The sequence below is a fragment of the Ralstonia pickettii genome (assembly GCF_001699815.1).
Lineage (GTDB): Bacteria > Pseudomonadota > Gammaproteobacteria > Burkholderiales > Burkholderiaceae > Ralstonia > Ralstonia thomasii.
On the sequence record NZ_MCGB01000102.1, the window covers coordinates 24,878 to 45,260 of the forward strand.

Consider the following 20,383-nt stretch of genomic DNA (forward strand, 5'->3'; position numbering starts at 1 on the left):
TCAACTTCGCTCTATGTTGCGCCGCTTTTGGCTGTTTTTTGCGCAAGCCGTCACGGTCGTCCTGGCCGTCTGGTTTGTGATCGCCACGCTCAAGCCTGATTGGCTGCAGCGCGGCAAGGTCGCAGTGCAATCCGGCTCGCCCATCGTCGCGCTGAAGGAAGTCGCGCCGATCGGCCACGGCGGCACCTCCAGCAACTCCTACGCGGAAGCGGCCAAGGTGGCGATGCCGGCGGTGGTCAACATCTTCAGCAGCAAGAACGCGCCGAAGCGTGGCAGCAGCCCACAAGCCAGCGCAGATCCGTGGTTTCGCTTCTTCTTCGGAGACCGCGCTCCTGAGCAACGCCAAGAACCCACGGCCAGTCTCGGCTCGGGCGTGATCGTCAGCTCGGAAGGCTACATTCTAACGAACCACCACGTAGTAGACGGGGCCGACGAGATCGAAGTCGCCCTGACCGACGGCCGCAAGGCCAACGCGAAGGTGGTCGGCTCGGATCCCGAAACCGACTTGGCCGTCCTCAAGATCAACCTACCGAATTTGCCCGCCATTACGCTGGGCCGGCTGGAGAATGTGCGCGTCGGCGACGTGGTGCTCGCCATCGGCAACCCGTTCGGCGTGGGCCAGACGGTGACGATGGGCATTGTCTCCGCACTGGGACGCAGCCACTTGGGCATCAACACCTTCGAGAATTTCATCCAGACCGACGCCGCGATCAACCCAGGCAACTCGGGCGGCGCCCTGGTTGATGCCGACGGCAACCTCCTCGGGATCAACACCGCGATCTACTCGCGCTCGGGCGGCTCGCTGGGCATCGGCTTCGCGATTCCGGTATCGCTGGCCAAGCAGGTGATGGAGTCGATTATCTCGACCGGTAGCGTGGTCCGCGGCTGGATCGGTGTTGAACCGCAGGATGTGACGCCGGAAATTGCCGAGTCGTTTGGCCTGTCGCGCAAGGATGGCGCGCTGATTGCCGCCGTGGTCCAAGGTGGCCCGGCGGACAGGGCGGGCCTGCACCCGGGGGACATTCTCACCAGCGTGAATGGTCAACCGATCCTGGATACGACGGCGCTGCTGAACAGCATCGCGCAGCTGAAACCCGGTGCGGAAGCCAAGGTGACGGTGTCGCGCAAGGGCAAGGCGGTAGAGCTGACCATCGTTGTCGGCAAACGTCCGCCGCCAACGCGCCGCAACGTACCGATGCCCTCGCAGGACGACGAAGAACAGCAGTAAGCAGCAGGCTTCGGAATATACAAACGGCGGCCAGATGTGCCGCCGTTTTTTATGCGCGCACGCTTGAGAATCAAGCCGGCATGTTGATGAGGTGAGAGGCTGCCTTGATGCCACCCTCCGTCCGACCGGCGATCAGGCGTACCAACAGCTGCGCTGTGTGGATGGGAGCGCCCTGTCCTGCGAGGCCAGACAGGCGGCGCGTCTGGGCGTGTGCCGAAGCACTGCAGTCAGCGTGACGCCCCGCCCCCGCTTCGCCCGCGTCAGCACCATCAGCGGAGACATCTTGCACATAGGCGATAGGCGCGCCGGCGTCAGCCAAGCCAGCCCTGGACCCCGCCTCAGTCATGGAGAAGCACGCGAATCGTTCGCACAAAGAAAAACGCCGACCCCTTTCGGGATCGGCGTTTAACCGTTTAATTCGATGCACCCTTACGAGCGCGTCAAATTAGAACTTGTGACGCAGGCCAACCGTAGCACCGAACTGGTTGTTGTTGTTGTTCGGACCCGAGAACACTTGGCTGCCGCTCGTCAGCGTCGTGCCAGCGTAGCTAGCATCGTTCAGGCCCAGCACGCCCAGACCCGAGCCGCCGCTGTTCTTAGCATAGGCCAGGTTGAAGTACGCGTCGGTGCGCTTCGACAGAGCGTAGTCGGTGCCGACCACGAACAGCCACGGGTTGCCCGTACCGCTGTTCTTGAACTGTTGGTAGTAGGCCGTGCCCGTCAGCGACAGAGCCGGAGTAGCTTGGTAACCCAGGCCAGCCCAGTACAGGTTCGAACGCAGGTTGCCGTTGCCAGCAACAGTTGCGTAGTTAGCCTTGTACCAACGGTAGCCAGCGTACAGCTTGGCCGGGCCGAAAGCGTACGTGCCAGCGATCGTGGCGCGTTGTTCGCGGTTGTCGCTACCAACGGTCGTCGAGTTGGTCTGGTCATACACTGCGCCGATACCCAGCGGGCCGCCAGCGTAGTTAGCACCCAGGCTCCACTCGCGGCCGGTCTTGCTGCTGCCAGCCACTTCGTTGCCGTTGTAGTTGAACGAGTACAGACCGGAGACGCTCAGGCCACCGAACGTGCCGACGTACTTGACGGCGTTGTCAGCACGACCAGAGAAGAAGGCGTCTTGCGCAGCCAGCGAGTAACGCGTGGCGATTGCCATCGGGTCATAGACCAGCGAGAAGTCATACAGCAGGTTTTGCTGACGACCCAGGGTCAGTTGACCCCACTGGCCTTGCAGACCAACGTAGGCGTTACGACCGAACAGACGGCCACCTTGAGCCGACGTGCCGGTGTCCAGGTTAAAGCCGCTTTCCAGGTTGAAGATACCCTTCAGGCCACCGCCCAGGTCTTCAACGCCACGCAGGCCCCAACGCGAGCCCGACAGGCCGCCCGAATCCAGGCCAAAACGCGAGCCGCTCGAACCAGCGGTTGCGCCCGGCACCTTGTTTGCGTAGGTCAGACCAGCGTCGACCACGCCGTACAGGGTCACGGAGGATTGTGCATAGGCGCCACCGGCGGCCAAAGCTGCAACAGCAGCTGCAAACAGTTTCATCTTCATATCGACACTTTCCTTGTCAACTGATTGGGAAATCTTGACTGTCCTTATGGACGACGCAGATACCTCACGTCTGACCGCATTATGTGCCAGCGCTGACTGATTCCGGAAACCCTTTCTGGCTCTGGGCCGCGATTTGCGGCCAAGTTGTTGCTCATGGGCAACACGCGCCCAGCCCCATTGAGAGGGGGGCGCGACCCGCTTGTTGCGCGGTGGCACAGGGGTTGGCGGGCGATTGTCACCCTCTTACTGCGCAACAAATTTGGCAGTCGGTGACAGTTCTGAATTGTCGCCTTCGCACCACGTTACGGCAATAAGTGCTTCCTTGTCCTCTTTTTTATCGGCCGAGTGCGGCGTGCCATCGCTTTAGGAAATCGGCACGGCGGAGCTGATCTTGATGGGCGAGTAAACCCGGGCCAACGGGAATGGGCCGATGCGTGTTTCCCAGTTCGGCGAGCAGGCGCTTGGCGGTGAGCCCAGTCTCAACGTCCTGGCGCAGCGAAAACAGGAACGCACGGTCCGCCATCACGCTCTGGCCGTCGCGCGAGAGCATGAAGTCGAGCCAGAGGCGCGCGGCGTTCGGGCGGGCAGCGCGCCGCGCAATGAAGGCGACGCGCGTAGCGACCAGCGTGTAGTCGGTCGGCATCTTGATGGCGAGCGCCGGGTTGCGATCGGCGTAGCGTGCGGCGTACGAGCCGATCACGTTGTAGGCGAGCAGGCTTTCGCCGGAAGCGACGCGCTCCAGCATCGCGGCCGTGGTGATGTACAGGTTGACGTTGACGCCGCCCAATGCCTTGGCAACATCCCAGAACACCGGCGTTGTGCGGGCGTCTTCGGCGGCGAAGAGGAACGCGGAGCCGGAGTGTTCGATGTCGTAGGAGGCGACGCGACCGCGCAGCAAGTCACGATGGCTATTCAGAATGCGGGCGAAGTCGGCATGGGTGGAAGGAATCAACTCCGCCGGTAACTGGCGCGTGTTGTAGACGAAGACGACCGGCTCGTAGCTCGTGCCGTACGCCTCGTTCTTCCAGATCGCCCACGATGGCAGGTAAGGCCGCTCGGGCGATGCGTAAGGAAGTGCGTGGCCGTCGTTCACGAGCTTGAACTGCTCGGGCATGGCCGAACTCCAGACCACGTCGGCGCCCGGCGACTTGGCGGCGAATTCTGCGAGGAAGCGGCGGTAGATATCGTCACTGTTCTGCTCGCGGTAGTCGACGGTGATGCCGGGGTAGCGCGTTTCGAAGGCGCGGATCAGCGGGTAGGCGGCAGAGAAATCCGTCGTGGAATACACAGTGACGCGGCCTTCGCGACGCGCGGCGTCGATCATCGCACCGTAGTCGCGCGGGTAGTACGACGGCAACTCCGGGGCCTGGCGGGCCAGCCATTGCCCGTGCGCCCCACGCGCGACGGCGCCGCTTGCAGCCAGCAATGCGGCGGTCTGACAAAGCCAGCGGCGACGGGAATTGGGGATGGACGACATGCCGGTTGGAGCGCATCTGTGCGACGCGTCAGGTGGACGGAGTGATCGGCATGTGGCCGAGATCAAGGCGCCACGCATTATCATGAAAAAGTGGCCAGAACGATATTGAGAGACACCCGATGCGGATCTTGCTGGTGGAGGATGAGGAAGAATTGGCCGCATGGCTGGCGCGCGCGCTGGCGCAAAGCGGCTTCGTGATCGAGCGCGCCGCTGACGGCGTCATCGCGGAAGCCTTCCTGGGCTCCGGAGAATTTGACGCAGTGGTGCTGGACCTGCGCTTGCCGCGCAAGGATGGCTTTGCCGTGCTGGCCGACATGCGCGCGCGCGACGACCGCACGCCGGTGTTGATCCTCACGGCGCAGGGCGCACTGGATGAGCGCGTGCGCGGGCTCAATGCCGGCGCGGACGATTTCCTCACCAAGCCGTTCGCGCTGTCCGAGCTGGAAGCGCGGTTGATGGCGCTTATCCGCCGCAGCCGCGGCCGGGCGTTCCCGCGCCTGCGTTGCGGGCCGCTGGAATTCGATACCGGACGCAAGGCATTCCTGCTGTCGGGCGAGCCGCTATCGCTCACGCCGCGCGAGCACGCCGCACTGTCGGCACTGCTGCACAAGACCGGCCAGCCGATCAGCAAGGTGCATCTGTTCGACAAGGTCTTCAACCTGGACAGCGATTCCAGCCCCGACGCAGTCGAGGTGGTCGTGCACCGCCTGCGCAAGAAGCTGGCGGGCACGGGCGTGCAGATCGTCACCGTACGGGGGCTGGGTTACCTGCTCGAGGCCGGCGATGGTGAAGGGCCCGCCGCCGGCGACAGCAGCGCATGATGCAGCGGCCCGCCTGGCTTCGGCTGCCGCGCAGCCTGAAACTCACGCTGCTCTGGTTGCTGCTGCCGGGGCTGGTAGGTGTGCTGGCGATCGACATCGTCTCGGCGTACCAAGCGCTGCGTGGCGCGACCGACCGCGCGTACGATCGCGCCCTGCTCGGCTCGGTGCGCGCCATCGAAAACGGCGTGACGATCGAGCGCGGCCAGGTGCAGGTCAACGTGCCGTATGTGGCGCTGTCCATGTTCGAATCGACGGCGCAGAGCAACGTCTATTACCGCGTCGCTTTCGAGCCCTTGCCGGGCAAGGCGCCTGAAGCGGCGCTGACCGGCTACGACGATCTGCCGCTGCCCGTCACCCGGCTGGAAAACGACACCCCGCTCTTCTACGACGCGACATACCACGACGAGCCCGTACGCGTGGCCGCCGTGGCCAAGCCGCTCTATCAACCGGGGCTGCCGGCGCGCATCGTCATTCAGGTGGCAGAAACCATCGAGACGCGCCGCGCGCTGCAGCAGGCGGTGTGGCGCGGCACGCTGCTGCGCGATGCAGCGCTGGTGGCGGTCAGCGCCGCGCTGCTGTGGCTCGGCGTAACCGTCGCGCTGCGGCCGCTCAGTCGCCTGGCACGCAGCATCGGCGTGCGCGCGTCGGATGACCTGCGTCCGCTCGACGCCACCGACGTGCCTGCAGAAGTCCGCCCGCTGGTCGACGCGATCAACCACCACATTCATCGCTATGCCGAACTTGCGGAGGCGCAAAGCCAGTTCCTAGCCGATGCGTCGCACCAGTTGCGCACGCCGCTGGCCGTGCTGCTCACGCAAGCGGAATACGCACTGCGCGAAACCGACCCGGTGCGCGTACGCGAAAGCCTGTCCGCCATCATCGCGCGCCTGCAGTCGACGAACCGGCTGACCACACAGCTGCTCGCCCTTGCCCGCGCCCGGCATGCGGGGCAGGATGCGCCGGCCGAAACCTTCGACCTGGGTGTTTTGGCACGCGACGTGGTGGTCGATGCGCTGCCGTTGGCGCGTGAAAAACAGCAGGACCTCGGCTGGGATGACGGCGGCCTCGTCATGGCGCTGCCCGTCATCGGCTATCCGGCCTTCCTGCGCGAGGCGCTCTCCAACCTCGTGCACAACGCCATCCGCTACACGCCGGCCGGCGGACGCATCACCGTACGCGCCACGGCTGACGGCGATGCCGCACTGGTCTGCGTGGACGACACCGGGCCGGGCATGAACGCCGACGAGCGCGCACACGCGTTCCAGCGCTTCCGCCGAGCGCACGAGGGCGGAAGTCGCTCGGGTAAACCCAAGGTCGCGCCCAAAGACGCCCGCTACGCCGCCGAAGGCTCCGGCCTTGGTCTGGCCATCGCGCGAGCCTATGCAGCGCGTAGCGGCGGGCAAATCGAGCTGGCCGACGGGGAGCCGAACGAGTACGGCGGCGTCGGTTTGTCGGCGCGGATCCGCGTGCCGCTGGCGGCTGCGGCAGCCTCGACCGAGCATGCTGCGACGCAGCAGCCGCAATGAAAGCGTGACGAAAGCGCGCGATTTCTATAATCCGCCACACCTGGGGCCATCCGTCCGAGCTACAAGCAACACGCCATAAGTAGCCGGCCCCACACCATCACAAGCAAACAGGAGACAAACCCATGCTTCGTGGACGCTTTACGCCTGCGCACGCCGCTCTCGCCTCAATCGCAGCTGCCGCACTGACCCTCAGCGCCGCCGCCTTCGCGCAAGTTCCGGCCGGCTACCCCGCCAGCTATGCCGACACCATTGCCGCCGCCAAGAAGGAAGGCAAGGTGGTGGTCTATGCGACGACCGACACCAAGGCCGCCGACCCGCTGATCAAGGATTTCGAGTCGCTCTACCCCGGCGTGAAGGTCGAGTACAACGACATGAACAGCAGCGAGTTGTACAACCGCTTCATCAGTGAGCAGGCTGCCGGCGGCGCCTCGGCTGACATGATGTGGAACTCGTCGATGGACTCGCAGCTCAAGCTGGCGCAGACCTACGCGATGAAGTACGACTCGCCGGAAGTGCCGAACGTGCCGAAGTGGGCTGTCTACAAAGGCCTGGCCTACGGCACGACGTACGAGCCCGCCGTGTTCCTGTACAACAAGCGCCTGATCAAGGATTCGGAAGTGCCGCAAACGCACGCCGATTTCGCCAAGTTGGTCGCCAGCCAACCCGAGCGCTTCAAGAACAAGGTCACGACGTACGACATCGAGAAGTCGGCCGTGGGCTTCATGATGGCTGCGCAGGACAATCTGGATTCGCCGCAGTACTTCGACTTCGTCAAGGCAGTGGGCCCGAACCTGGTGCTGCAGTCCTCGACCGGCACGATGATGGAGCGCGTGGCCTCGGGCGAAAACCTGGTGGCGTACAACATCCTCGGTTCTTACGCGATTGCGCGCGCCAAGAAGGATCCGTCGATCGGCATCGTCTATCCGAAGGACTACACGCTGGTGGTGTCGCGCGTGGCGATGATCGCCAAGAAGGCGAAGAACCCGAACGCGGCCAAGCTGTGGCTGGACTACATCCTGTCCAAGCGCGGCCAGGAAATCCTCGCCAACAAGTCGGATCTGCACTCGCTGCGGGACGACGTGACGGGCGAAGCCACCGCCGCCGGCCTGAAGAAGATTCTCGGCAACAGCATCAAGCCGATTCCGGTCGACGAATCGATCCTGGCGTTCCTGGAACCCAAGAAGCGTCTGGACTTCATCAAGCAATGGCGCACCGCCGCCGGCCGTTGATCTGAGATCTGATCCGCTGATCACCGGCACACCTCTCATCTGACCGACCTGCCGGCGCCATCCGTATCTGGCGCCGGTTCCTCCTGGAGGCACCATGCGTTCTCTAGCGCAAGACCGTGCCGCCGCTCGCCAAGCCACCCTCAAGCGCTCGCCCTGGACGCGTGTGGGACAGGCTTTGCCGCGCGGCGTGGTCATTCTGCTTACCGCGCTGGCGATTTTCACGCCGCTGGCGCTGATCTTCTACCAGAGCTTTCTGTCTGCGCCGTTCTTCATGCCCGACGCGCTGGCGGGGCTGGATGCGTATCGCTTCATCTTTACGGATTCGGACTTCTGGCACGCCTTCGAGAAATCCACCGCGCTCGCTTTCGGCCTGGCAGTGATCTCGGTACCGCTGGGCGGCATCCTGGCGTTCCTGATGGTGCGTTCCGACTTGCCCGGCCGCCGCATTCTCGAACCGCTGCTGATGATTCCGGTGTTCGTCTCGCCGATGGTGCTGGCGTTCGGCTACGTGGTGTCCGCCGGCCCGGTGGGCTTCTACACCGTGTGGTTCAAGAGCCTGTTTGGCGGTGCGCCGTGGAACGTGTATTCGTTCATCAGCATCATCATCATTGCGGGCCTGACGCATGTGCCTCACGTGTATCTGTATGTCTCGTCAGCGCTGCGCAGCCTCGGTTCGGATGTGGAAGAAGCCGCGCGTATCGCGGGGGCATCGCCGCTGTCGGTGGCGCTCAACGTGAGCCTGCCGATGGTGCGCCCCGCGCTGCTGTACGCAGCCGTGCTGGTGATCTTCCTGGGCTTCGAGGTCTTCGGCCTGGTGCTCGTGTTGGGCGATCCGGAAGGCCACCTGGTGCTCGCCACGTACCTGTACAAGCTGACCAACAAACTCGGCACGCCGGCCTATCACCTGATGGCAGCCGTGGCGGTCTGCCTGGTGATGGTGACGTTCCCGCTGGTGCTGCTGCAACGCTACATGCTGCGCTCGGCCAACCGCTTCGTCACCGTCAAGGGTAAGGTCACGCGCAGCCGCCCGCTGCCGCTGGGCTCGTGGCGCTGGCCGGCCTGGGCTGTCGTGGTGCTGTGGTTCTTCGTGACGGTGGTGGTGCCGCTGTCGGGCATCGCGCTGCGCGCCTTCGTATCGAACTGGGGTGAAGGGGTGTCGCTGGTGGAAGCGTTCTCGACCACCGCGTTCCAGCAGATCTTCGAGCAGCCGCAATTCCTGCGCGCGATGGTCAACACGGTACTGATTGGCGTGATCGGTGGCGCCATCGCCGTGGCTTGCTACACCTGCATCGGCCTGGCCATGCACCGCAAGCCGGATGGCTGGACGCGTTTCCTCGACTACAGCGTGCTGGTGCCCCGCGCCATTCCGGGTCTCCTGGCTGGCCTGGCGTTCCTGTGGGTGTTCCTGTTCGTGCCGAACTGGATCGAGACCGGCCTGACCGACAGCGGCCTGCCGTTCGCCAACTGGATCATCGAGAACGTCGTGCCGAGCCTGCGCGACCTGCGCAGCACGATCTTCAGCGTGTGGATCGCCTACACGGTCGTGTGGCTGGCTTATGGCCTGCGGCTGATCTCGGCCGCGCTGCTACAAGTCGGTCCGGAACTGGAAGAGGCGGCACGCTCGGTCGGCGCCACCCGCGCCCGCACCACGCGCGACGTGACGGTACCGCTCACGCGCTACGGCCTGCTCGGGGCGTGGCTGCTGATCTTCCTGATTTTCGAGCGCGAGTACTCGACCGGTGTGTATCTGCTGTCGCCGGGCACCGAGACGATCGGCTCGATGCTGGTTTCCCTGTGGGCGGGCGGCGCCATCGATATCGTTGCCGCGCTGTCCTTCGTCAATATCGTGCTGGTGGCCGTCGGCCTCGGCATCGCACTGCGTTTCGGAGTGAAGCTCCATGATTGAACTCACTGTCAACGACCTGCACCTGCAATACGGCAACAACCCGGTTCTCAAGGGTGTCTCGATGCAGCTGCAGAAGGGCGAGGTCGTCTCGCTGCTGGGCCCGTCGGGTTCGGGCAAGACCACGCTGCTGCGTGCTGTCGCCGGCCTCGAGCAAGCGAGCCAGGGCACTGTCCAGATCGGCGATCGCGTCATGTTCGACGGCGCCAAGAAGCTCGACGTGCCGGCCGAAGGGCGCAACCTGGGCCTGGTGTTCCAGTCGTACGCGCTGTGGCCGCACAAGACCGTGGCCGAGAACGTCGCCTACCCGCTCAAGCTGCGCAAGACGCCCTCCGCGCAGATCAAGGAACGCGTGCAGGCCGTGCTGCAGCAACTGGGCCTCGGCCACCTGGGCGAGCGTTTCCCGAGCCAGCTCTCCGGCGGCCAGCAGCAGCGTGTGGCGATCGCCCGCGCGCTGGTCTACAACCCGCCTGTGATACTGCTCGACGAGCCACTCTCGAACCTCGACGCCAAGCTGCGCGAAGAAGCCCGCGCCTTCCTGCGCGAGCTGATTGTGCGCCTGGGCCTCTCTGCACTGATGGTCACGCACGACCAGAGCGAAGCGATGGCCATGTCCGATCGCATCCTGCTGCTGAACAACGGCGTGATCGAACAGCAGGGCACGCCCGAGCAGATGTACGGCGCGCCCGAGACTCTCTTCACCGCCGAATTCATGGGCAGCAACAACCGCATCAATGGCAAGATCGCCGAAGTGCGTGACGGCATGGCGCGCCTGGTAGACGAGACGGGCGGCTGGTCTCTGTGGGGTGTGGCGCGCGGTGATCTGAAGCCGGGTGCATCGGCGCACGGCGTGATCCGCCTGGAACAGGTGCGCGTGGGCGTCGACAACGCCGACAACACCATCCACCTGCCGCTCGCAACGCGCATGTATCTGGGTGACCGCTGGGAATGCCTGTTCCGCGCCACCGACGACAGCGGCGCGACCGGCACAGGCCTGCGCGCCTACTCCGCCAGCGCACCGAGCGACGGCAAGTACGCGCTGACCTTCCCGCGCGAACAGTTTTGGCTGTACGCCGCTTGAAGCAACAAACGCAACAGCGGATTCATCGGCAACAAGAAAGGCAGCCTCGGCTGCCTTTTCTTCTTTGGCTGATACTGGATCGGCCCGTCAGTCTTTCACCACCGGCAGGTGCTCCGGATCGTTCTCCGGTGCCGTGGTGTTACGGATGAAGATTGCCGCCAAGATCAACCCCAGCTCGTACAGCAACCACAGCGGCACCGCCAGCAGCAACTGCGACATCACGTCCGGCGGCGTCACGACCGCGGCAATCACGAAGGCGCCCACCACCACGTATGGCCGCGCCTGTCGGAGCTTCTCCAGGCTCACGATGCCAAAGCGCACCAGCACCATCACCACCACAGGTACCTCGAAGGTGATGCCGAAAGCCAGGAAGGTGGTCATCGCAAAGCTCAGATACTTGTCGATGTCGGTCGACATCTCGGCCCCCAGGGGCGCGTTGTAGTGCGCCATCACCTTGAACACCGTCGGGAAGACCAGGAAATACGCAAATGCCACACCGCACAGGAACAGCACATAGGTGCTCACCACCAGCGGCATGATCATCCGCTTCTCGTGCGTGTACAGCCCCGGCGCTACAAAGCGCCAGATCTGGTACAGCACCCACGGCAGTGCGATCAGAAAGGCGGCCAGCAGCGTCACCTTCATCGGCACGAAGAACGAGCCGGTGACGTCCGTCACGATCATGTGACCGTTCTTGGGCAACGCCTGGATCAGCGGCCGCGAGAACAGGTTGAAAATATCCGGCGCCCAGTAGACCAGGCCCAGAAAGATCAGCAGCACGCCGGCACCCGCCTTGACGATGCGCTCGCGCAGCTCGACCAGGTGCGAAATGAAGGTTTCCTGCGCGCCGTCCTCGGGCGACTCTTGCGGATCGAGTGGAGCGGCACTCATGTCGGGTTGGAAAGGGGGAAGTCAGGACGCGACACCGCAGACACGGCTCGCGCCCGGAAGATCATTCGAAGAAGGAGCGCGCACGCGACTGTGCGGCAACGATGGGCGGACGATGACGCTTGACGCGTGCCGCACCCGATTGCGCCCACATGCGCACGCCCTGCTTCTGGCGGTACCACTTGGGCATCGAGAGCTGCTTGTTGCGCCAGCTGTTGCGACCGTTGCGCGACTTGCCCGGTGCCGGGCGCCAGTCGGGGGCGGAGGTCGCCGTGTGCGCGGGATCACCAAGCGCCTCGTTCAGGCGTTCGTTGATCTCGGTCGTGTGCTTACTGACCTCCTGGTGGATGGTCTGCTCGACATTGCGCGCGGCCTGCTCGAAGTCGGTGCGCATCTTGCGCAGTTCCTCGAGCTCGATTTCGCGGCTGACCTCGGCCTTCACATCGGCGATGTAGCGCTGTGCGCGGCCAAGCAAGGCGCCAGCGGTACGCGCCACCTTGGGCAGACGCTCGGGCCCGATGACGACGAGCGCCACCATGCCAATCAGCGCCAGCTTGGAAATGCCGAGATCGATCATCGGTCAGCGGGGCGTCTGTGTTCAGCCTTGCTTGGACTTGTCGCGCGCTTCGACGTCGATCGTCGTCGCATCGTGCAACTCGCGCGGCGGCTGACCGGCGGTCTGTTGAGGCTGTTGCGAACCGGCGGGCTTGTCTTCCTGCCCTTCGCGCATGCCGTCCTTGAAGCCCTTCACGGCGCTGCCCAGATCCGAACCGATGTTGCGCAGCTTCTTCGTGCCGAAGACCATCATGATGATGACCAGCACGATCAGCCAGTGCCAAATGCTAAAGGAACCCATGTCCTACTCCCACGTAAATACGGCTGGTGGCGTCGCAACGGTGGCGACGCCATTGGTTGATTTTACGGATTTGCGTACATCGGCTTGCTGTCATTCAGATACAGCCAACCTTTCACAATACGATACAGCATCCAGATGCCCAGAGCCCACAGGACGGCAAAGCCGATGAACGCTACGGGAATGAGCAACACCCCGATCACACCCCACAATACGCACCACCAGAACGAACGGATTTGCCAACGAAAGTGCGACTCATACAGCGTGCCGCGCACATCGTCGCGCTTAACATACCCAACGATGATGGCAATCAATGCAGTGATACCGCCGGTCAGCCAAAAAATGGCGTAGAGCGCATACAAAATATGCGTGAGGCGACGCAGCCCGGCTAGGCGCTCCGCGTCGTCCGTCATCACCACTGCCGCTGCGTATTTGTCCACACTGCCTCCCTGCGACGATCCGTCACCGTAGTCAGTCCCCCGCTGCGTCGCGTGCCTGCAACTTGCGCAGCGCCTTCTCTTCCAGACCGGAAAGCCCCTCGCGGCGCGCCAGTTCGCCCACGACGTCATCCGGCGTGAGGTCGAAGTGCGACAGCAGCACCATGGTGTGGAACCACAGGTCGGCTACTTCGTAGACGACTTTGCTGCGCGCCTCGTCGGTCATGCCCGCGGCCCGAGCATCCTTGGCGGCCATGACGGTCTCGGTGGCCTCTTCGCCGATCTTTTTGAGGATGGCATCGTCGCCCTTGTTGAACAGGCGCGCGATGTAGCTCTTTTCCGGGTCACCGCCGTTGGCGAGCTTGCGGGATTCGAGCACCTCGCCCAGGCGGCGCAGGGTGTCACTCATGATTGTGGCCGGGCTTGCCGGCGTAAATGTCGTCGGGGTTCTTGAGCACCGGCTCGACGGTGTGCCAATCGCCGTCTTCCACATTGCCTTCGAACTTCTGGAAAAAGCACGCGTGGCGGCCAGTATGGCAGGCGATGCCGCCGATTTGTGTGACGCGGAGCAAGATCACGTCTTCATCGCAGTCGAGGCGGATCTCGTGCACCTTCTGGATGTGGCCGGACTCCTCGCCCTTGTGCCACAGGCGCTTGCGCGAGCGCGACCAGAACACGGCCTCGCCGCTTTCAACCGTCTTCTGCAGCGCCTCGCGGTTCATGAACGCGAACATCAGGACGTCATTGCTGCCCTGCTCCTGCACGATCACCGGCACCAGGCCGTTGTCGTCCCAGTGGACCTTGTTCAGCCACTTCTTGCTCATGATCCGATCCGTACTGGAATGCCTTGCTCTGCCATGAATTGCTTGGCCTGGCCAACGGTGTATTCGCCGTAGTGGAAGATGCTGGCGGCCAGCACCGCATCGGCGTGACCTCGCTGAATGCCGTCAGCCAGATGCTGCAGGTTGCCCACGCCGCCCGAGGCGATGACCGGCACCGGCACTGCGTCCGACACGGCGCGCGTGAGTTCCAGGTCGAAGCCGGCTTTCGTGCCGTCGCGGTCCATGCTGGTGAGCAGGATTTCGCCGGCGCCGCGCTGCGCCATTTCGCGCGCCCATGCCACGGCGTCCAGGCCCGTGCCTTTTCGGCCGCCGTGCGTGAAGACTTCCCAGCGCGGCGCTTCGCCTTCGGCCGACACCTTCTTGGCGTCGATAGCCACGACGATGCACTGCGCGCCATGGCGGGCACTGGCGTCCGACACGAGCTGCGGATTCGCCACCGCCGAGGAGTTCATGCTGATCTTGTCCGCACCGGCATTGAGCAGCCGTCGCACATCTTCCAGCGCACGCACACCGCCGCCCACCGTCAGCGGAATGAACACCTGCGACGCCACCGCTTCAATGATGCCCAGCATCAGGTCGCGGCCGTCCGACGTGGCGGTGATGTCGAGGAAGGTGATTTCGTCGGCGCCCTGCTCGTCGTAGCGGCGTGCGATTTCGACGGGGTCGCCGGCGTCGCGCAATTCGACGAAGTTGACGCCCTTGACCACCCGGCCGTTGGTCACGTCCAGGCAGGGGATGATTCGTTTGGCTAGCATGATGAGTCGGGCGCCGGAGCGCCCGTTGTGCACGGCTGGATCAACGATCAGGCCGCGCCGAGTTTGTCCGCGAGGGCTTGTGCTTCCTTGAAGTTCAGGTCGCCCGAATAGATGGCGCGACCGCAGATCACGCCTTCCACGCCATGCTCTTCGACCGCGCACAGGTGGTCGATGTCCTTGAGGTTCGACAAGCCGCCGCTGGCAATGACCGGAATTTTCACCGACTGTGCCAACTTGACGGTGGCATCGATGTTGATGCCCTGCAGCATGCCGTCGCGGCCGATGTCGGTGTAGATGATGCCTTCGACGCCGTAGTCTTCGTACTTCTTGGCGAGGTCCACGACTTCGTGGCCGGAGAGCTTGCTCCAGCCGTCGGTCGCGACCTTGCCGTCCTTGGCATCGAGCCCGACGATGATATGGCCGCCGAATGCCGTGCATGCGTCCCGCAGAAAGCCCGGGTCCTTGACCGCCGCCGTGCCGATGATCACGTACGACAAGCCGTCGTCGAGCCAGCGCTCGATGGTGCCCAGATCGCGGATGCCGCCGCCGAGTTGCACGGGGATCTCGTCGCCCACCTCGGCGAGGATGGCCTTGACGGCCGCCTCGTTACGCGGCTTGCCCGCGAAAGCGCCATTCAGATCGACAAGATGCAAGCGGCGCGCACCCTGCTCGACCCAATGCCGCGCCATGGCCGCGGGGTCTTCCGAGAATACGGTGGCTTGATCCATATCGCCTTGTTTGAGGCGCACACACTGACCGTCCTTCAGGTCGATGGCCGGGATGAGCAGCATAGTCGTAACGACAAAGTTGAGGGGGTGAGGTTAAACGGGCAAAAGGGATTCGGTCGCGACTGTGAGCCCGATTTCACGGGTTCCAGTGCACGAAGTTCCGGTAGATCTGCAGCCCGGCTTGCGCACTTTTTTCCGGGTGAAACTGTGTTGCAAAAATATTATCCCGGGCGATGGCGGAGGTAAACCGCACGCCGTATTCGGTCTCTCCGACCGATTCGTCGGCATTGGCGGGCCGCGCGTAGTAACTGTGCACGAAATAGAAGTAGCTCTGGTCCGGCACACCTTCCCAAAGGGCGTGGGCACGACTCTGGTGCACGCGGTTCCAGCCCATCTGAGGCACTTTGTACCGTGAACCGTCCGGCTGCAACTGGCCGTCCAGCTCAAAGCGGACCACATCGCCCTTGATGAGGCCCAACCCTTCCGTGTACGGCTGCCCGGGGCGCGCCTCGGTGCTGCGCTCGAGCAGCATCTGCTCGCCCACACATACGCCCAGCATCGGCTTGCTGCGCGATGCCTCCAGCACAGCATCGCGCAGGCCGGACTGGTCGAACGCGGCCATGCAGTCGGGCATGGCGCCCTGCCCTGGCAGCACCACACGGTCGGCCGAACGAATTTCATCCGCTTGCGCACTGATGCGCACATCGGCCTCCGGAGCAACGGCCATCAGGGCTTGCGCCACCGAGCGCAGATTGCCCATGCCGTAATCGACGATTGCGATCTTAGTCATGACTTCACTTAGGCCCTAAGTACGGGCAACAGGGTTTTCAGCCCGTCAACGATGAATTCCACGGCAAGCGCCGCCAGGATCAAGCCCATCAACCGCGTACCGACGTTGATGCCGGTGCGGCCGATCACACGGGCGATGGGCTCCGCCGCGCGCAACACAATCCAGACCACGCCCGCGATTGCCACGCCCACGCCGGCCAGAAGCAACAGCTCCCACCAGTGCTTGGTCTTTCCCGCATAGACGATCACGGTGCTGATCGAGCCGGGGCCCGTGAGCAGCGGAATCGCCAGCGGCACGACGGCAATGCTGGCCTTGGCGCCGGCCTCGTCCTCTTCCTCGGGCGTGGCCTTGGTGCGGCTGGTCTGCGCATTGAGCATGTTCAGCGCGATCATGATCATGATGATCCCGCCGCCGACCTGCAACGAGCCAACTGAGAACCCGAAAAAGCTGATGATCTGCTCGCCCAGCAACGCCGACAGGCCAATCACAATTGCCACCGAAATCGACGCAACCTTGATGGTGCGGCGCTTCTCCTCATCCGTCTGGCTCTCGGTCAGGCTGATGAAGAACGGGATCGCCCCGATCGGGTTGATCAGCGCGAGCAGCGAGAAGAAGCTTTTTGTCAGATCCATCGGATCGGCGGCCGGTTTCTGAGTCGGTAGGCGCGGCCAGGCCGACGCAGTGATTTACAGGGCGCCCTTGGTCGACGGAATCGTGCCGGCAGCGCGCGGATCGATCTCTACCGCCATGCGCAGCGCGCGGCCAAAGGCCTTGAACACGGTTTCGATCTGGTGGTGCGCGTTGACGCCGCGCAGGTTGTCGATATGCAGCGTCACGCCGGCATGGTTGACGAACCCGCGGAAGAATTCGATGGACAGGTCAACGTCAAAGTTGCCCACGCGTGCGCGCGTGAACGGCACGTGGAACTCCAGGCCCGGACGGCCCGAGAAGTCGATGACCACGCGCGACAGGGCCTCGTCCAGCGGTACGTAGCTGTGGCCGTAGCGCACGATGCCCTTCTTGTCGCCGATGGCCTTGGCGACGGCCTGGCCCAGCGTGATGCCGACGTCTTCCACGGTGTGGTGATCGTCGATATGGGTGTCGCCAGTGGCCGAGACGTCCAGGTCGACCATGCCATGTCGGGCGATCTGGTCGAGCATGTGGTCCAGGAAGGGGACGCCGGTGTTCAGCGTCTGCTTGCCCGTGCCGTCCAAATCAAGGGCGACGCGGATCTGCGTTTCAGAGGTGTTACGAGTGACCTCGGCACGGCGGCTCATGGGGCTTCCTGCATCGATGCGACAAAGGCATCGATAAATTGCGCGTTTTCTTCGGGATTGCTGACCGTCACGCGCAGACAGTTGGCCAGCAACGGGTGCATTTTACTGACGTTTTTAATCAGAATCCGCCGATTGAGCAGGCGCTCGAACAAGGTGGCGGCATTCGGCACGCGCAGCAGGATGAAATTCGCCGCGCTTGGGAACACCGTCACGCCCGGCTGAGCCGACAGCACATCGATCAGCTTGGTGCGCTCGGCACGCAGGGTCGCTGCCTGGGCATCCAGCACGTCCACGTGTTCGAGCATGAACTGGGCGGTCGCCTCGGTCAGCACATTCACGTTATACGGCGGGCGCACCTTGTCCAGCTCGGCGATCCACTTCGGGTGGCCGGCCACGTAGCCGAGGCGGATGCCGGCCAGGCCCAGCTTGGAGACGGTGCGCATCACCAGAAGATGATCGAAATCGCGCAGGCGCGGCATCCAGCTATGTTGCGCGAATGGCTGGTAGGCCTCGTCGACTACCACCAGGCTTTGGCACACCGGGCCACGTGCGGCACGGATGATCGCGTCCATGTCCGCCGCGTCGAACAGATTGCCCGTCGGGTTGTTCGGATACGCCAGGTAGATGACGGCGGGCTGGTGTTCGGCCATGGCCGCCAGCATCGCTTCACGGTCAAGCGTCAGGTCCGCCTTGAGCGGTACGCCGACAAAGTTCAAGCCCAGCAGCTGCGCCGACATCGCGTACATCACGAAACCCGGCACCGGCGCCAGCACGGTCGCGCCCGGCTTGGCCGCCGCAATGGCGATCAGGCTGATGATCTCGTCCGAACCATTGCCCAGCAGCACCTCGGCACCGGCCGGCACATGCATCACCTGCTTGAGCTGCGCCTTTAACGCGTCGGCCGTCGGCACCGGGTAGCGGTTGAGCGCGACTTCGGCCAGGCGCTTGCCCAGCGCGTCGCGCAGCATCGCCGGCAGCAGATATGGGTTTTCCATCGCGTCCAGCTTGACCATGCCGGTCGCGTCGGGCACGTGGTATGCGCCCATGGCGCGAACGTCGTCGCGCACGATGCGGGCGAGCAGGTCATCGAGAGAGGCTTGGGCCGGAGCTGTGGCGTTCATCGTCGTGCTGCAGGCGTTATTCGGAGGTTGGGCGTTGCAGGCGATATTCGGCGCTGCGGGCATGCGCCTGCAAGCCTTCGCCGTAGGCCAGTTCGGCAGCAATCTCGCCCAGCATCTGCGCGCCGGCTTCGCTCACCTCAATCAGGCTCGAGCGCTTGATGAAGTCGTACACGCCCAGCGGCGACGAGAAACGCGCCGTGCGCGAGGTGGGCAGCACATGGTTCGGGCCCGCGCAGTAATCGCCCAGCGACTCGCTGGTGTACTTGCCGAGGAAGATCGCACCGGCGTGGCGGATGCGCTCGGCCCACTGGCGCGGGTTCTCCGCCGAAATCTCCAGATGCTCCGGCGCGATGTCGTTGGCGATGTCGCACGCCTCTTCCATGTCGCGCACCTTGATGAGGGCACCCCGGCCCGACAGAGACTCGGCAATCACGCTTCGGCGGGGCATGTCTTCAAGCTGACGGTTGATGCTGGCTTCCACCTGCGCGATGAACTCGGCGTTCGGGCACAGCAGAATCGACTGAGCCAGCTCGTCGTGTTCGGCCTGCGAGAACAGGTCCATCGCCACCCAGTCCGGATCGGTCGTGCCATCGCAGATGACGAGGATTTCCGACGGGCCGGCAATCATGTCGATGCCCACCGTACCGAACACGCGGCGCTTGGCCGCCGCCACATAGGCATTGCCGGGGCCGACGATCTTGTCGACGGCGGGGACGGTCTCCGTGCCATAAGCCAGCGCACCCACGGCCTGTGCGCCGCCGATGGTGAACACGCGGTCCACCCCGGCGATGCAGGCCGCAGCCAGCACCAGCTCGTTGCGCACGCCACCGGGCGTGGGCACGACCATGATGATTTCCTTGACGCCGGCCACACGTGCCGGGATGGCGTTCATCAGCACCGACGACGGGTACGCAGCCTTGCCGCCCGGCACGTAGATGCCCACGCGATCGAGCGGCGTGACTTTCTGGCCGAGCACCGTGCCGTCGGCTTCGGCGTATTCCCAGCTGTGCGTGCCGCACTCGATCTTCTGCTTCTCGTGATACGCACGCACGCGGGCGGCAGCGGCTTCCAGCGCCGCGCGGCGCTTGGGCTCCAGGCCATCCAGCGCAGCTTGCAGCGTGGCCGGCGACAGTTCCAGCGCGGCCACGCTATCGGCTTCAATGCGGTCAAAGCGCTGCGTGGCTTCCAGCACAGCGGCGTCGCCGCGCGCCTTCACGTCGGCCAGGATCTGCGCGGCCGCCCGGTCAATGGCTTCGTCTTCGCTCGCCTCGAAAGCGAGCACCTGGCGCAGTTGCGCCGCGAATCCGGCTTCGGCCGAATCCAGCTTACGGATGGTCAGGCTCATGCGGGTTCCCCAGCACGCTCGTCCTGGGCGGAGGCGCGCTCGAAAGCGTCGAGGATGGGCGCCAGCCTGTCACGCTTGAGTTTCAGCGCAGCCTGGTTGACGACGAGTCGGGACGAGATCTGCACGATCTCTTCCACCTCGACAAGGTTGTTCGCACGCAGCGTGCCGCCTGTGCTGACCAGGTCAACGATGGCGTCAGCCAGGCCCACCAGCGGACCCAGCTCCATCGAGCCATACAGCTTGATCAGGTCGACGTGCACGCCCTTCTTGGCGAAGTGTTCGCGCGCGGTATTCAGATACTTCGTCGCCACCGACAGGCGCGCACCCTGGCGCACCGCGTTGGCGTAATCGAAGCCCTTGGGCACCGCCACCGACATGCGGCAGCGGGCGATGTTCAGATCGATGGGCGCATACAGGCCCGCCATGCCGTGCTCCATCAGCACATCTCGGCCGGCCACGCCGAAGTCCGCCGCCCCGTATTGCACGTAGGTCGGCACGTCGGAGGCGCGCACGATGATCACGCGCAGCGC

22 protein-coding genes are annotated in these 20,383 nt (G+C 64.1%); 6 read left to right on the plus strand and 16 right to left on the minus strand.

Annotated features, from left to right (window positions below; all coding sequences use genetic code 11):
• Nucleotides 1-13 precede the first annotated feature (13 nt).
• Entirely contained in the window at nucleotides 14-1,228 is a 1,215-nt protein-coding gene (locus BEK68_RS22270) for a Do family serine endopeptidase (RefSeq protein WP_012436554.1), read from the plus strand.
• Nucleotides 1,229-1,673: 445 nt separating this feature from the next.
• On the opposite strand, the gene BEK68_RS22280 is transcribed toward BEK68_RS22270, so the two are convergent.
• Both BEK68_RS22280 and BEK68_RS22285 read right to left on the minus strand, forming a co-directional pair.
• Nucleotides 1,674-2,780 (minus strand): porin, encoded by a 1,107-nt coding sequence (locus BEK68_RS22280; RefSeq protein ID WP_012436555.1) that lies wholly within the window; start codon nucleotides 2,778-2,780, stop codon nucleotides 1,674-1,676.
• A gap of 334 nt (nucleotides 2,781-3,114) precedes the next feature.
• Nucleotides 3,115-4,257, minus strand: coding sequence for an ABC transporter substrate-binding protein (locus BEK68_RS22285; protein ID WP_012436556.1), 1,143 nt, complete (start codon nucleotides 4,255-4,257; stop codon nucleotides 3,115-3,117).
• A 119-nt stretch (nucleotides 4,258-4,376) separates the two neighbouring features.
• Between BEK68_RS22285 and BEK68_RS22290 the strand changes: the two genes are divergently transcribed.
• The 5 genes from BEK68_RS22290 (at nucleotide 4,377) to BEK68_RS22310 (ending at nucleotide 10,817) form a co-directional block, all read left to right on the plus strand.
• Nucleotides 4,377-5,078 (plus strand): response regulator, encoded by a 702-nt coding sequence (locus BEK68_RS22290; RefSeq protein WP_004634631.1) that lies wholly within the window; start codon nucleotides 4,377-4,379, stop codon nucleotides 5,076-5,078.
• Complete coding sequence (locus tag BEK68_RS22295; protein WP_012436557.1) at nucleotides 5,075-6,604, plus strand: sensor histidine kinase; 1,530 nt, start codon at nucleotides 5,075-5,077, stop codon at nucleotides 6,602-6,604. The genes BEK68_RS22290 and BEK68_RS22295 overlap by 4 nt, the downstream gene beginning before the upstream one ends.
• Before the next feature lie 122 nt (nucleotides 6,605-6,726).
• On the plus strand, nucleotides 6,727-7,833 hold the full coding sequence (locus BEK68_RS22300) for an ABC transporter substrate-binding protein (protein WP_004634626.1): 1,107 nt from the start codon (nucleotides 6,727-6,729) through the stop codon (nucleotides 7,831-7,833).
• A 94-nt stretch (nucleotides 7,834-7,927) separates the two neighbouring features.
• Nucleotides 7,928-9,739 carry an ABC transporter permease gene (locus BEK68_RS22305; RefSeq protein ID WP_012436558.1) on the plus strand — a complete coding sequence of 604 codons (1,812 nt, stop codon included), beginning with the start codon at nucleotides 7,928-7,930 and terminating at the stop codon, nucleotides 9,737-9,739.
• The gene (locus tag BEK68_RS22310; protein WP_012436559.1) at nucleotides 9,732-10,817 is read left to right on the plus strand and encodes an ABC transporter ATP-binding protein; all 1,086 of its coding nucleotides are present in this window, start codon (nucleotides 9,732-9,734) and stop codon (nucleotides 10,815-10,817) included. Before BEK68_RS22305 ends, BEK68_RS22310 begins: the two co-directional genes overlap by 8 nt.
• A gap of 87 nt (nucleotides 10,818-10,904) precedes the next feature.
• On the opposite strand, the gene tatC is transcribed toward BEK68_RS22310, so the two are convergent.
• From tatC to hisG, 14 genes are all read right to left on the minus strand, one after another.
• A complete protein-coding gene (gene tatC / locus BEK68_RS22315) occupies nucleotides 10,905-11,708 on the minus strand; it encodes a twin-arginine translocase subunit TatC (protein WP_004634621.1) in 804 nt (267 codons plus the stop codon).
• 61 nt (nucleotides 11,709-11,769) lie between these two features.
• Entirely contained in the window at nucleotides 11,770-12,282 is a 513-nt protein-coding gene (gene tatB / locus BEK68_RS22320) for a Sec-independent protein translocase protein TatB (RefSeq protein WP_004634619.1), read from the minus strand.
• A gap of 21 nt (nucleotides 12,283-12,303) precedes the next feature.
• A complete protein-coding gene (tatA, locus tag BEK68_RS22325; protein ID WP_004634617.1) occupies nucleotides 12,304-12,561 on the minus strand; it encodes a Sec-independent protein translocase subunit TatA in 258 nt (85 codons plus the stop codon).
• Nucleotides 12,562-12,623: 62 nt separating this feature from the next.
• Nucleotides 12,624-12,998 carry a DUF4870 family protein gene (locus tag BEK68_RS22330; protein ID WP_004634615.1) on the minus strand — a complete coding sequence of 125 codons (375 nt, stop codon included), beginning with the start codon at nucleotides 12,996-12,998 and terminating at the stop codon, nucleotides 12,624-12,626.
• 31 nt (nucleotides 12,999-13,029) lie between these two features.
• On the minus strand, nucleotides 13,030-13,404 hold the full coding sequence (locus BEK68_RS22335) for a phosphoribosyl-ATP diphosphatase (RefSeq protein ID WP_004634613.1): 375 nt from the start codon (nucleotides 13,402-13,404) through the stop codon (nucleotides 13,030-13,032).
• Nucleotides 13,397-13,819 (minus strand): phosphoribosyl-AMP cyclohydrolase, encoded by a 423-nt coding sequence (gene hisI, locus BEK68_RS22340; protein WP_004634611.1) that lies wholly within the window; start codon nucleotides 13,817-13,819, stop codon nucleotides 13,397-13,399. The genes BEK68_RS22335 and hisI overlap by 8 nt, the downstream gene beginning before the upstream one ends.
• Nucleotides 13,816-14,592 (minus strand): imidazole glycerol phosphate synthase subunit HisF, encoded by a 777-nt coding sequence (hisF, locus tag BEK68_RS22345; RefSeq protein ID WP_004634609.1) that lies wholly within the window; start codon nucleotides 14,590-14,592, stop codon nucleotides 13,816-13,818. Before hisF ends, hisI begins: the two co-directional genes overlap by 4 nt.
• A gap of 47 nt (nucleotides 14,593-14,639) precedes the next feature.
• Complete coding sequence (gene hisA, locus BEK68_RS22350) at nucleotides 14,640-15,383, minus strand: 1-(5-phosphoribosyl)-5-[(5-phosphoribosylamino)methylideneamino]imidazole-4-carboxamide isomerase (RefSeq protein WP_004634607.1); 744 nt, start codon at nucleotides 15,381-15,383, stop codon at nucleotides 14,640-14,642.
• Nucleotides 15,384-15,456: 73 nt separating this feature from the next.
• Nucleotides 15,457-16,110 carry an imidazole glycerol phosphate synthase subunit HisH gene (hisH, locus tag BEK68_RS22355; protein ID WP_004634605.1) on the minus strand — a complete coding sequence of 218 codons (654 nt, stop codon included), beginning with the start codon at nucleotides 16,108-16,110 and terminating at the stop codon, nucleotides 15,457-15,459.
• An 8-nt stretch (nucleotides 16,111-16,118) separates the two neighbouring features.
• Nucleotides 16,119-16,742 (minus strand): MarC family protein, encoded by a 624-nt coding sequence (locus BEK68_RS22360; protein WP_012436560.1) that lies wholly within the window; start codon nucleotides 16,740-16,742, stop codon nucleotides 16,119-16,121.
• Between the two features lie 54 nt (nucleotides 16,743-16,796).
• Entirely contained in the window at nucleotides 16,797-17,387 is a 591-nt protein-coding gene (gene hisB / locus BEK68_RS22365; protein ID WP_004634601.1) for an imidazoleglycerol-phosphate dehydratase HisB, read from the minus strand.
• Nucleotides 17,384-18,508: a histidinol-phosphate transaminase gene (hisC, locus tag BEK68_RS22370; RefSeq protein WP_004634599.1), complete on the minus strand. Its 1,125-nt coding sequence runs from the start codon at nucleotides 18,506-18,508 to the stop codon at nucleotides 17,384-17,386. The genes hisB and hisC overlap by 4 nt, the downstream gene beginning before the upstream one ends.
• Before the next feature lie 16 nt (nucleotides 18,509-18,524).
• A complete protein-coding gene (gene hisD / locus BEK68_RS22375; protein WP_004634596.1) occupies nucleotides 18,525-19,853 on the minus strand; it encodes a histidinol dehydrogenase in 1,329 nt (442 codons plus the stop codon).
• A partial coding sequence (hisG, locus tag BEK68_RS22380) for an ATP phosphoribosyltransferase (RefSeq protein WP_065851907.1) occupies nucleotides 19,850-20,383 on the minus strand: 534 nt, incomplete at its 5' end. The genes hisD and hisG, both read right to left, overlap by 4 nt.

What these genes read in the sequence shown, in the direction of transcription:
- hisB (WP_004634601.1), bottom strand. Translation starts at nt 17,387, where the DNA reads ATGAGCCGCCGTGCCGAGGTCACTCGTAACACCTCTGAAACGCAGATC.
- hisD (WP_004634596.1), bottom strand. Translation starts at nt 19,853, where the DNA reads ATGAGCCTGACCATCCGTAAGCTGGATTCGGCCGAAGCCGGATTCGCG.
- BEK68_RS22290 (WP_004634631.1), top strand. Translation starts at nt 4,377, where the DNA reads ATGCGGATCTTGCTGGTGGAGGATGAGGAAGAATTGGCCGCATGGCTG.
- tatB (WP_004634619.1), bottom strand. Translation starts at nt 12,282, where the DNA reads ATGATCGATCTCGGCATTTCCAAGCTGGCGCTGATTGGCATGGTGGCG.
- hisH (WP_004634605.1), bottom strand. Translation starts at nt 16,110, where the DNA reads ATGACTAAGATCGCAATCGTCGATTACGGCATGGGCAATCTGCGCTCG.
- BEK68_RS22280 (WP_012436555.1), bottom strand. Translation starts at nt 2,780, where the DNA reads ATGAAGATGAAACTGTTTGCAGCTGCTGTTGCAGCTTTGGCCGCCGGT.
- BEK68_RS22335 (WP_004634613.1), bottom strand. Translation starts at nt 13,404, where the DNA reads ATGAGTGACACCCTGCGCCGCCTGGGCGAGGTGCTCGAATCCCGCAAG.
- BEK68_RS22285 (WP_012436556.1), bottom strand. Translation starts at nt 4,257, where the DNA reads ATGTCGTCCATCCCCAATTCCCGTCGCCGCTGGCTTTGTCAGACCGCC.
- hisA (WP_004634607.1), bottom strand. Translation starts at nt 15,383, where the DNA reads ATGCTGCTCATCCCGGCCATCGACCTGAAGGACGGTCAGTGTGTGCGC.
- BEK68_RS22270 (WP_012436554.1), top strand. Translation starts at nt 14, where the DNA reads ATGTTGCGCCGCTTTTGGCTGTTTTTTGCGCAAGCCGTCACGGTCGTC.
- BEK68_RS22310 (WP_012436559.1), top strand. Translation starts at nt 9,732, where the DNA reads ATGATTGAACTCACTGTCAACGACCTGCACCTGCAATACGGCAACAAC.
- hisF (WP_004634609.1), bottom strand. Translation starts at nt 14,592, where the DNA reads ATGCTAGCCAAACGAATCATCCCCTGCCTGGACGTGACCAACGGCCGG.
- BEK68_RS22295 (WP_012436557.1), top strand. Translation starts at nt 5,075, where the DNA reads ATGATGCAGCGGCCCGCCTGGCTTCGGCTGCCGCGCAGCCTGAAACTC.
- BEK68_RS22360 (WP_012436560.1), bottom strand. Translation starts at nt 16,742, where the DNA reads ATGGATCTGACAAAAAGCTTCTTCTCGCTGCTCGCGCTGATCAACCCG.
- BEK68_RS22300 (WP_004634626.1), top strand. Translation starts at nt 6,727, where the DNA reads ATGCTTCGTGGACGCTTTACGCCTGCGCACGCCGCTCTCGCCTCAATC.
- hisI (WP_004634611.1), bottom strand. Translation starts at nt 13,819, where the DNA reads ATGAGCAAGAAGTGGCTGAACAAGGTCCACTGGGACGACAACGGCCTG.
- tatC (WP_004634621.1), bottom strand. Translation starts at nt 11,708, where the DNA reads ATGAGTGCCGCTCCACTCGATCCGCAAGAGTCGCCCGAGGACGGCGCG.
- tatA (WP_004634617.1), bottom strand. Translation starts at nt 12,561, where the DNA reads ATGGGTTCCTTTAGCATTTGGCACTGGCTGATCGTGCTGGTCATCATC.
- hisC (WP_004634599.1), bottom strand. Translation starts at nt 18,508, where the DNA reads ATGAACGCCACAGCTCCGGCCCAAGCCTCTCTCGATGACCTGCTCGCC.
- BEK68_RS22305 (WP_012436558.1), top strand. Translation starts at nt 7,928, where the DNA reads ATGCGTTCTCTAGCGCAAGACCGTGCCGCCGCTCGCCAAGCCACCCTC.